At 64.0% G+C, this 9,388-nt stretch carries 10 protein-coding genes and 1 pseudogene; 4 read left to right on the top strand and 7 right to left on the bottom strand.

What is annotated here, in order from left to right; genetic code table 11:
• Window positions 1-108: pseudogene (locus AC5ZGW_RS28460) on the top strand (IS5-like element ISMra2 family transposase); the annotation flags it as partial.
• Window positions 109-121: 13 nt separating this feature from the next.
• Here AC5ZGW_RS28460 and mltG read toward each other — a convergent pair.
• The 7 genes from mltG to AC5ZGW_RS28425 form a co-directional block, all read right to left on the bottom strand.
• On the bottom strand, window positions 122-1,381 hold the full coding sequence (mltG, locus tag AC5ZGW_RS28455) for an endolytic transglycosylase MltG (protein ID WP_130231542.1): 1,260 nt from the start codon (window positions 1,379-1,381) through the stop codon (window positions 122-124).
• A 270-nt stretch (window positions 1,382-1,651) separates the two neighbouring features.
• Window positions 1,652-2,917, bottom strand: a complete 1,266-nt coding sequence (gene fabF, locus AC5ZGW_RS28450) for a beta-ketoacyl-ACP synthase II (RefSeq protein WP_130231544.1) — start codon at window positions 2,915-2,917, stop codon at window positions 1,652-1,654.
• A 96-nt stretch (window positions 2,918-3,013) separates the two neighbouring features.
• Window positions 3,014-3,253, bottom strand: a complete 240-nt coding sequence (locus AC5ZGW_RS28445; protein WP_002716125.1) for an acyl carrier protein — start codon at window positions 3,251-3,253, stop codon at window positions 3,014-3,016.
• 293 nt (window positions 3,254-3,546) lie between these two features.
• Entirely contained in the window at window positions 3,547-4,284 is a 738-nt protein-coding gene (gene fabG, locus AC5ZGW_RS28440) for a 3-oxoacyl-[acyl-carrier-protein] reductase (protein ID WP_028165058.1), read from the bottom strand.
• Between the two features lie 97 nt (window positions 4,285-4,381).
• Entirely contained in the window at window positions 4,382-5,335 is a 954-nt protein-coding gene (gene fabD, locus AC5ZGW_RS28435) for an ACP S-malonyltransferase (protein ID WP_474419421.1), read from the bottom strand.
• Window positions 5,336-5,476: 141 nt separating this feature from the next.
• The gene (locus AC5ZGW_RS28430; protein WP_130230207.1) at window positions 5,477-6,502 is read right to left on the bottom strand and encodes a fatty acid desaturase family protein; all 1,026 of its coding nucleotides are present in this window, start codon (window positions 6,500-6,502) and stop codon (window positions 5,477-5,479) included.
• Complete coding sequence (locus AC5ZGW_RS28425; RefSeq protein WP_130230205.1) at window positions 6,499-7,215, bottom strand: TetR/AcrR family transcriptional regulator; 717 nt, start codon at window positions 7,213-7,215, stop codon at window positions 6,499-6,501. The genes AC5ZGW_RS28430 and AC5ZGW_RS28425 overlap by 4 nt, the downstream gene beginning before the upstream one ends.
• A gap of 334 nt (window positions 7,216-7,549) precedes the next feature.
• Here AC5ZGW_RS28425 and rpsF point away from each other — a divergent pair, with 334 nt between their 5' ends.
• The 3 genes from rpsF to AC5ZGW_RS28410 all read left to right on the top strand — a co-directional run bounded on the left by rpsF (window position 7,550) and on the right by AC5ZGW_RS28410 (window position 9,364).
• Complete coding sequence (rpsF, locus tag AC5ZGW_RS28420; protein ID WP_028165054.1) at window positions 7,550-8,020, top strand: 30S ribosomal protein S6; 471 nt, start codon at window positions 7,550-7,552, stop codon at window positions 8,018-8,020.
• Window positions 8,021-8,025: 5 nt separating this feature from the next.
• A complete protein-coding gene (rpsR, locus tag AC5ZGW_RS28415) occupies window positions 8,026-8,265 on the top strand; it encodes a 30S ribosomal protein S18 (protein ID WP_027583809.1) in 240 nt (79 codons plus the stop codon).
• Window positions 8,266-8,392: 127 nt separating this feature from the next.
• Window positions 8,393-9,364: a DUF2232 domain-containing protein gene (locus AC5ZGW_RS28410; RefSeq protein ID WP_130230203.1), complete on the top strand. Its 972-nt coding sequence runs from the start codon at window positions 8,393-8,395 to the stop codon at window positions 9,362-9,364.
• The last annotated feature ends 24 nt before the right edge of the window (window positions 9,365-9,388 follow it).

Here is a 9,388-nt window from a genome sequence, read left to right as displayed (position 1 = left end):
CTGAAGCGTTTCAGGCGCGTTGCTACGCGCTACGAAAAAACCGCACGAAATTACTTCGCTGTCGTCGCTATCGCCGCTATCGCCGCAACTCTGCTCTGGCTAACATAACTGTCCACGCGACCTAGCGCTCCACCACAGGCGGCGACGTCGTCGACTGCGCGGCGCCCTGCCGTGCCGGCCTTGCCGGCTTCTTCGAGTTGGCCGGCGGCTTGGGCGGTGTGGTTGCAGTCGGGTTGGTGTCGGGCGGCGCGCTGGCGGCGGGCGGCGGCGGATCGTCTGCAGGCTCAACCGTGTCGTTCTGGATCTGCTTTTCGATCGAACGGAGCTTCGCCACGTTCTTTTGGTGCTGATCGTAGGTCTCGGTGAACGCATGCCCGCCGCTGCCGTCGGCAACGAAGAACAGATCGCGGGTGCGTGCCGGATTGGCTGCGGCTTCGAGCGAGGCGCGGCCGGGATTGGCGATCGGGCCCGGCGGCAGGCCATCGATGACATAGGTGTTGTAGGGCGACGGCTGGGTGATCTCGCTGCGCTTGATCGGCCGCCCCAGCGTTCCCTTGCCGCCGACCAGCCCGTAGATGATGGTCGGGTCCGACTGCAGCTTGATCTTCTGCCGCAGACGATTGACGAACACCGCCGAGACGCGGCTGCGCTCATCGGCCCTGCCGGTCTCCTTCTCGACGATCGACGCCAGCGTCACGAGTTGCTCCGGCGTTCTGACCGGAATGTCCGGATTGCGGCGTTCCCAGATTTCCGTCAGCACGCGCTTCTGGGTCTGCTGCATGCGCTGGATCACCTGCTCGCGCGTGGTGCCGCGCGGGAATTTGTAGGTCTCCGGCAACAGCGTGCCCTCGCGCGGTATCTCGCGCACCGAACCTGTGAAGATGTCGTTGTCTGACAGCCGTGCCACGATCTGCTCGGAGGTCAGGCCTTCGGGAATGGTAACGGCGTGCTGCACCACCTTGCCTTCCACGATGGTGCCGATGACGTCGCGCAGGCTCGCGCTCTTCTGGAACGAATATTCGCCGGGCTTGAGATCGGAACTCGCCTTCATCGCAAACACGCTGCCGATGAAGACCCAGGGATTGACGTCGATCACACCCTCACGCTGCAGGATGTCGGCGATATCGCGCTTGCCGGCCCGCTGCGGAATGTTGACGATCTTGTCCTCCTGCAGCGGTCCCGACGCTTCCAGGGTCTGCTTTCCGTAGTAATAGGCGATGCCCGCGCCAATCATCAGAAGGATCAGCAAGGTGATGATGGCATTACCGACCACGACGAACGGATTGCGGGCACGGTCCGACCGTTTCGGCGGCGGCGGGACCTGTTCAGGCTCCAGCGCGGCGCGCGGGCTTCGCGGTGAAATGGGCGGCCTCTCACTCATCGATTCGACCTGAATCCTGCCGGTTCAATCGTGGCCTGACAAATCTAAAGTCCTGCCAATACGATCAATACTATACGAGTATGCGCCCGCGCCTAGAAGTCATCGGCGATTGCGGCAAAACGGTGAACTGGCTCCAATCCGCCTGCTCGGACATGATCCGGAAAAGTGGAAACCGGTTTTCCCTCGCGATAAACGCGCAGCGTTTGTGCTGACATCATGCCCAAACAAAGAGGTCAGATCATGATCCGATTCGATCAATCGGATCATGATCTAGTTGATAACACGCTGCAGGATCACGGAAGCGTTAGTGCCTCCGAAGCCGAACGAGTTGGACAACGCCACATTGATCTCGCGCTTGCGCGGCGTGTGCGGCACGAGATCGATTGCCGTCTCCACTGACGGATTGTCGAGATTGATCGTCGGCGGGGCGATGTTGTCGCGAATCGCCAGGATGCTGAAGATCGCCTCGATCGCGCCGGCGGCGCCGAGCAGATGTCCGGTCGACGACTTCGTCGACGACATCGAGACTTTCGACGCCGCATTGCCGAGCAGCCGCTCGACCGCGCCGAGTTCGATCTCGTCGCCAACCAGCGTCGAGGTGCCGTGGGCGTTGATGTAGTCGATATCGGACGGCGTCATGCCGGCACGCTTCAATGCCGCCGACATGCTGCGGAAGCCGCCGTCTCCGTCCGGCGACGGCGAGGTGATGTGATAGGCGTCGCCCGAGAGTCCGTAGCCGACGACCTCCGCATAGATCCTCGCGCCGCGGTTTTTCGCGTGCTCATATTCCTCAAGCACGACGATGCCGGCGCCCTCGCCCATCACGAAGCCGTCGCGGTCCTTGTCGTAAGGACGCGACGCCTTGATCGGCGTCTCGTTGAAACCGGTGGACAGCGCGCGCGCCGCGCAGAAGCCGGCCATGCCGATGCGGCAAATCGGCGATTCGGCGCCGCCGGCCACCATCACCTCGGCATCCCCGAGCGCGATCAGCCGAGCAGCGTCGCCGATCGCATGCGCGCCCGTCGAGCAGGCGGTCACGACCGCATGGTTCGGCCCCTTCAGGCCGTGCTCGATCGAGACGTATCCCGACGCCAGATTGATCAGCCGGCCCGGAATGAAGAACGGCGACACCTTGCGCGGACCGCGTTCCTTGAGCAGCACCGCCGTGTCGGCGATGCCCGAGAGGCCGCCGATGCCGGAGCCGATCAAGGTGCCGGTCGCGCACTTGTCCTCTTCGCTCTCCGGATGCCAGCCGGCATCGTCGAGCGCCTGCTTGGCCGCGCACATCGCGAAGATGATGAAGTCATCGACCTTGCGCTGGTCCTTCGGCTCCATCCACTGATCGGGATTGAAGGTGCCCTCGCTGCCATCGCCGCGCGGCACCACGCAGGCAACCTGGCTCGGCAGATCGGAGACATCGAAGGTCTCGATCCTGCGCGCCCCACTGCGGCCCTCAAGGATACGTGCCCAACTGGTGTCGACGCCACAGCCGAGTGGTGTAACCATGCCCAGCCCCGTGACGACAACACGTCTCATGTCAAGAACTCCGTCCTGAAATGCGCGGTCAATAACAAGAAACCGGGGGACCGCCTGACAACGGTCCGTCCGGCTTCGTCGGCACCGCGAAGGGCGTCAGCTTTTCGCGTTCTTCTCGAGAAACTTGGTCGCGTCGCCGACCGTCAGGATCGTCTCCGCGGCGTCGTCGGGAATCTCGCAACCAAATTCTTCTTCGAATGCCATCACGAGCTCGACGGTGTCGAGACTGTCTGCGCCGAGGTCATCGATGAAACTTGCGCTGTCGACCACCTTCTCCGGCTCAACGCCAAGGTGCTCGACTACAATCTTCTTTACCCGCTCGCCAATCTCACTCATCGTTCACCCTCGTGCTTGTTCCATTGGACCCGACCCCCAGACGATACGAGCCATCGTGGTCGTGTAGTTTTCCTGAGCTGTCGCGCATAGTCTTGATTCGGCGGTCGTGGCCGACTAAGTCCCGGCGAACGGCAGGCGTCGCCACGCCAATATACAGGGTTTCAACATCCTGCAATGGCGTTCTTTGCCCATCCGCGGCTGGTTCGGTTATCATAATTCCCTAGTCTTGACTATAAGCCCCGCCCGGTCGCCGGTAGGGCATTCCGCCACGCAAAAACGCTCCGGTAACCCGCTCAAAACATGGCCATTCCGCCATTGACGTGAATCGTCTGTCCGGTCACGTAGGCGGCCTCGTTGGAAGCAAGGTAGACGGCTGCGGCGGCGATGTCTTCGGACGTTCCGAGTCGCGCCGCAGGAACCTTTGCCAGGATGGCCTCGCGCTGCTTGTCGTTCAGCGCATCCGTCATCGGCGTCTTGATGAAGCCCGGCGCAATGCAATTGGCGGTCACGCCACGCTTGGCATATTCGGCGCCCAGCGTCTTGATCAGGCCGATGATACCGGCCTTCGACGCGGTGTAGTTGGCCTGGCCGGGATTGCCGGTGACGCCGACGATCGAGGTGATGGCGATGATGCGGCCGAAGCGCTTGCGCATCATCAATTTGGTGGCGGCGCGCGCAAGGCGGAAGGTCGCCGTCAGGTTGATCGCGATCACCTCGTCCCAATCCTCGTCGCGCAACTGCACGAACAGATTGTCGCGCGTGATTCCGGCATTGGCGACGAGGATGTCGACCTGTCCCATGGCGGTCTCTGCCGCGGGCACCAATGCTTCGACTTCGGCAGTGTTGGAGAGATTGCACGGCAGGACGTGAACACGCTCGCCGAGCTTGGCTGCAAACGCATCCAGCACCTCGCGCCGCGTGCCCGAGATCGCAACGGTTGCGCCCTGCGCGTGCAGCGCCTGCGCGATCGCGCCGCCAATGCCACCGGTTGCGCCGGTGACCAGCGCGGTCCTGCCCGTCAAATCAAACATTACTATCTCCTCTCGGCTCTCTTAGAGCATGATCTCCGCGTAAACGCATCGCGTTTGTCGCGAGGGAAAACCGGCACTCACTTTTCCCGATCATGCTTCAGGCCGAAGCGGCCAATGCATCCTTGGCGGCCGCGATATCACCGGGACCGCCGACGGAAACTCCTACCGCGCCATCGGCGATGCGCTTCACCAGCCCGGTCAGGACCTTGCCGGCGCCGATCTCGAAGAAGCGCGTCACGCCCTTGCCTGCCATATAGGCGACCGACTCGCGCCAGCGCACCGTGCCGGTGACCTGTTCGATCAGCCGGCGGCGGATCTCGTCGGGATCGGTGATGGCGCTCGCCAGCACGTTCGAGACCAGCGGCGCGGACGGCGCCTTGATGGTGACGCCGGATAACGCCTCGGCCATGGCGTCGGCCGCCGGCTGCATCAACTTGCAATGGAACGGAGCCGACACCGGTAGCAGCATCGCCCGCTTGGCGCCCTTGCCTTTGGCGATCTCGACCGCGCGATCGACGGCTGCCTTGTCGCCGGAAACCACGACCTGTCCGCCCCCATTGTCATTGGCCGCCTGGCACACTTGGCCCTGGGCGGCTTCCTCGGCGACCGCCATCGCCGCCTCATAGTCGAGGCCGAGCAGCGCGGCCATGGCGCCGACGCCGACGGGCACCGCCTTCTGCATCGCAAGGCCGCGGGTGCGCAACAGGCGCGCGGTATCGCTGACGCTGAGGCTGCCGGCGGCGGCCAGTGCCGAGTACTCGCCGAGCGAATGGCCCGCGACATAGGCCGCGTCGCGACCGACCGAGAAGCCGGCCTCAGTCTCCAGCACCCGCAGCGTCGCGATCGAGACCGCCATCAGCGCCGGCTGGGCATTCTCGGTGAGCTGCAGGGTTTCGGCCGGACCGTCCCAGATGATCCCGGTCAGCTTCTCTCCCAGCGCGGCGTCGACCTCGTCGAACACCGCCCGGGCCACCGGAAAGGCATCGGCGAGGGCCTTGCCCATGCCGACGGCCTGCGACCCCTGCCCCGGAAAAGTGAATGCTGCCGTCATGGCGCTCCCAAGCTGTTTGGGCATGATCTCCGGGAAAGGCGGCTTCCGCTCCTTCCGGATCATGCTCTGGACGGGCGCGTAAGACACCGTCCGGGGCCGGGATGTCAAGCCGCGGTGCGGCATTGAAATGGGGACTTCCCCCTAGAACCCGCCGGCCCTCTGGTCCGCGCCGACTTCCCCGCCGGCCCTCGCCCGGCGTGCGTTGCTCGCCAATTGCCCCGGCCGATCCTCTTGGTCCGGCTTCGCGGTCGCCAGCCTCAGCACCGCGAGATAGCCCGGCTGCACCTCCATTTGGCCGGCGTGCCGGCTTTCGCTGAGAATGCGGTGAACCCGCGGCAGGTTGTAGCACGGGACGTAGAACAGCAGGTGATGCTCGAGGTGATAGTTCACGTAATAGGGGGCGATGAACAGCCGCTCGAGGAAGCTGGCGTGCGTGGTGCGGGTGTTGCGCAGGGGATCGTGGCTGTCAGGAACGACGGCGTGCTCGGCGATGTTGCGGATGCGCGTGATCACCATCATCCAGGTGAGCAGTGGAACCAACCATAACAGTGGATAGGCCCACCACACGCCGGCGGCCGCGAGCCCTGCAAACAGAAGGCCGTTGACCATGAATTGCGGCCCGAGCTTCTGCCAGAAATGCGCAGCACGCTGCCGCCATGGCCACTGCTTCGGCCCGAGCGCATTGAGCAGTTGCGCCTTGCGCTGCTGATAGCCGGTCTGGCCGGTGATGTCGCGAATGAACTTGCGCCGGTAGCTCACCCTGGTGATCGGAAACGGCGCCGACAGCACGAGATCCGGATCATCCTCCTGCTGCGTCCGCGCGTGATGCTGCAGGTGATAGCGGCGATAGGCCCGCGTCTCCGCAAAGATCGGATAGGCGCAGAACCATTGGCTCAATGTCAGATTGGTCTTCTCCTCCGCTGAAAGGCATCCATGCGCGCCGTCGTGCATCAGGATCGCGAGCCCGAGCTGGCGCGAGCCGATGATCGCGACAGCGAGGAGATATGTCAGCGGATTCGGCCACCACGCCACCAACGCGATCGCGCCTGATATCAGCGCCCAGGCATGTGCGATCAGTGCGACGCCCTTTAAGGTCGAGCGCTGGCGCACGGCGATCAATTGATCCTCGGTCAGGAAGTCGCGGGCGCGGATGCGAAGCGCGGTCATGACGAAGCCTCCTCGTCGCGTGAGGTGGAAGTGGATGTGCTGGGATCGCCGACCAGGCGCAGGCGCCGGTTGTCGCCGCTGGATGTGGCGGTGGCCTGCTCGCCGAGCACGCGCAGCATTTCGCTGCACAGCTCCTCCGCCGAGCGACCCATCGCATAGCCTTCGAGGATGACACCGATCGCAAGCGCCCAGAACCGCCGCGAGGTCGCGGCCGGATCGCGCAGCGTGCGCCAGCCGTGCCGTTCGATCTGCCCCGCATAGGCGCGCAGCCCTTCGCTGTGCAGCCGCTCGATGGTCCGCTCCACCAGCGGTGCGAGATCCGGGCGGCGCCGTGTCAGGGTCAGCGCCTCCGCAAAGAAGGCAACCGAATCGGTTGCCGTCACCGTCTCGACCAGTGCACGCGTGTAGTCCTGCGGCGTCTCCGCCCGCAGCGCAGCCTCTTCCGCGGCACGCGCGACATAGAGCATGTCGCGGCAGGCAGCCTCGACGAAGAGCGCCTCCTTGGTGCGGAAATAGTAGGTGATCTGGCTCGGAAAGGCGTCCGCGGCCGCAGCGATATCGGTGATCGAAGCGCCGGCCAGCCCCTGTTCCCTAAACAGGCGGCTTGCGGCGTCGAGCAGCAGCGAACGCATCTTGCGCCCGGCCGCACGTGTGGCGCGAACGGCATGTTTGGGATCGCCGGCTGGCGATTCGGACGCAGCTTTGGCTGCCATTAGATGTCTCCTCGACTTATTTGTATGATATACAAACAAATAAATCAAGACCGAGCTGGACGAACGGATCCAGTGCAGATAGGCCCGCTACCACGGGCAAAAACTTGGCCGCCAATCTTGCCAAGGCCCGCAAAATCCTTATAAAGCCCGCCATCCGTGGGTCCCGGCCGGGAGCTGAACGGACGGTCTCAGCAATTTCATTCGTTGATTTTGATGTGGCAGGGCCAGTCGGCCCGTCGTCCCGTGCTTCCGCCTTCTGAGCAACATCGAGTCCTTTCCGAAGGTCTCGAAGGGCTTGTCGCCGGGAACCGCGCCAACTTTAGAAAGGACATCCATGCCTCTTTACGAGCATGTTTTTCTCGCGCGCCAGGACGCGAGCACCCAGCAGGTTGACGAACTGACAGCGCAGATGACCGGCATCGTCGAACAGGCCGGCGGCAAGGTCACCAAGACCGAGAATTGGGGCGTGCGCTCCCTCACCTACCGCATGAACAAGAATCGCAAGGCGCATTTCGTGCTGATGAACGTCGACGCGCCGTCTTCCGCGATCAGCGAGATCGAGCGTCAGGAGCGGATCAGCGAAGACGTCATCCGCTATCTCACCGTCCGCGTCGAGGAGCTCGAGGAAGGCCCGTCGGCGATGATGCGCAAGGCTGACCGTGACCGTGAGCGCGATGATCGCGGCGGCGGCTTCCGCGGCGACCGCGAGGGTGGCGGCTTCCGTGGCGATCGCGACGGCGGTGGATTCCGCGGCGACCGTGGCCCGCGCCGTCCGCGCGATGAAGAAGCTGCGACCGAGGAGTAAGAATCATGGCCGAAGCCGGTGCCCGCCGTCCGTTTTTCCGTCGCCGCAAGTCCTGCCCGTTCACGGGTCCGAATGCGCCGAAGATCGACTACAAGGATTCCAAGCTGCTGATGCGTTACGTCTCCGAGCGCGGCAAGATCGTGCCGAGCCGCATCACGGCCGTTTCCGCCAAGAAGCAGCGTGAACTCGCCCGCGCCATCAAGCGCGCGCGCTTCCTCGGCCTCTTGCCCTACGTGATTCGCTAATCAATCCGGTCCGCAGCACCTCGCGCGCTGCGGACCATTTGCTCATAAGGCTTCCGGGTCGTCCGGTCGCCGATGGTTGGGGTTCTCAGGCAGGACCTCTAACCGCTCGAAAGGAGCGGGACAGCTGATGATCGCGACGTTGTTCATTGCTATCGCTGCTGGCTGCGCGTCGGCGTTGATGTTCGCCTCGATGATTTCGGGCGCGATGATCTCGCTGTTGCTGTTCTGGCTGGCGCCGCTGCCATTGATGATGGCGGGGCTCGGCTGGGGTCCGCTTACGGCAAGTATTGGCGGGATTGCGGCCGCGCTGGGCCTCGGCGCGATCTTCGGCCTGCCCTATTGCATCACCTTTGTCATCATGGTTGCGCTGCCGGCCTGGTGGCTCGGGTATCTCGCGCTGTTGGGACGCCCGATTGCGGACCCGAGCCCGGGCGGCGTGCCGGCGCCAGGGACCGCCAATCTCGAATGGTATCCGGTCGGCCGTATCCTGCTCTGGATCGCGGGCTTTGCCGTGCTCACCACGATGGCGGCCCTGCTCACGCTGGGAACCGACGCCGCCACCATAGCGGCTGCCATGAAGCGCAGCCTGATGCGGGTTCTGGACTCGCGCATGGTGACGACGAGCGCCGACATGGAACGCGTCGTCGACGCGATGGTGGCGGTCGCACCGCTCGCGGCGGTCATCGTCACGATGATATCGCTGACGATCAATCTCTGGCTGGCGACCTTGATCACGGCGACCTCGGGCCGCCTGCGACGTCCGTGGCCCGACCTGCGGGCGACTGCGCTGCCGGCGATGACATTGGTGGCTTCGTGCGTCGCCATCGCCTTCTGCTTCACGAGCGGCCTGCTCGCTATCCTCGCACAGGTCATAACCACCGCCCTGATGGCGGCGTACGCGCTTACCGGTTTCGCCGTCTTGCACACGGTGACGCAATCGCTCAACAGCCGCCCGTTCTGGCTGAGCTGCGCCTATGTCGTTGTCGTGATCTTCACCTGGCCCGTGATCGCGATGGTGGTGCTCGGAATAGCCGATGCGCTGTTCGGATTGCGCCAGCGCTATCTGCGGACCAGGCCGCCCCCGCTCCCTGCATCCTGAACTCGACCGATCAACCCAAACCAA

The organism is Bradyrhizobium sp. Crot121 (assembly GCF_059512385.1).
The sequence above is the reverse complement of the archived record's forward strand: the minus strand, read 5'-3'. Positions and strand labels throughout refer to the sequence as shown.

What these genes read in the sequence shown, in the direction of transcription:
- mltG (WP_130231542.1), bottom strand. Translation starts at nt 1,381, where the DNA reads ATGAGTGAGAGGCCGCCCATTTCACCGCGAAGCCCGCGCGCCGCGCTG.
- fabF (WP_130231544.1), bottom strand. Translation starts at nt 2,917, where the DNA reads ATGAGACGTGTTGTCGTCACGGGGCTGGGCATGGTTACACCACTCGGC.
- AC5ZGW_RS28445 (WP_002716125.1), bottom strand. Translation starts at nt 3,253, where the DNA reads ATGAGTGAGATTGGCGAGCGGGTAAAGAAGATTGTAGTCGAGCACCTT.
- fabG (WP_028165058.1), bottom strand. Translation starts at nt 4,284, where the DNA reads ATGTTTGATTTGACGGGCAGGACCGCGCTGGTCACCGGCGCAACCGGT.
- fabD (WP_474419421.1), bottom strand. Translation starts at nt 5,335, where the DNA reads ATGACGGCAGCATTCACTTTTCCGGGGCAGGGGTCGCAGGCCGTCGGC.
- AC5ZGW_RS28430 (WP_130230207.1), bottom strand. Translation starts at nt 6,502, where the DNA reads ATGACCGCGCTTCGCATCCGCGCCCGCGACTTCCTGACCGAGGATCAA.
- AC5ZGW_RS28425 (WP_130230205.1), bottom strand. Translation starts at nt 7,215, where the DNA reads ATGGCAGCCAAAGCTGCGTCCGAATCGCCAGCCGGCGATCCCAAACAT.
- rpsF (WP_028165054.1), top strand. Translation starts at nt 7,550, where the DNA reads ATGCCTCTTTACGAGCATGTTTTTCTCGCGCGCCAGGACGCGAGCACC.
- rpsR (WP_027583809.1), top strand. Translation starts at nt 8,026, where the DNA reads ATGGCCGAAGCCGGTGCCCGCCGTCCGTTTTTCCGTCGCCGCAAGTCC.
- AC5ZGW_RS28410 (WP_130230203.1), top strand. Translation starts at nt 8,393, where the DNA reads ATGATCGCGACGTTGTTCATTGCTATCGCTGCTGGCTGCGCGTCGGCG.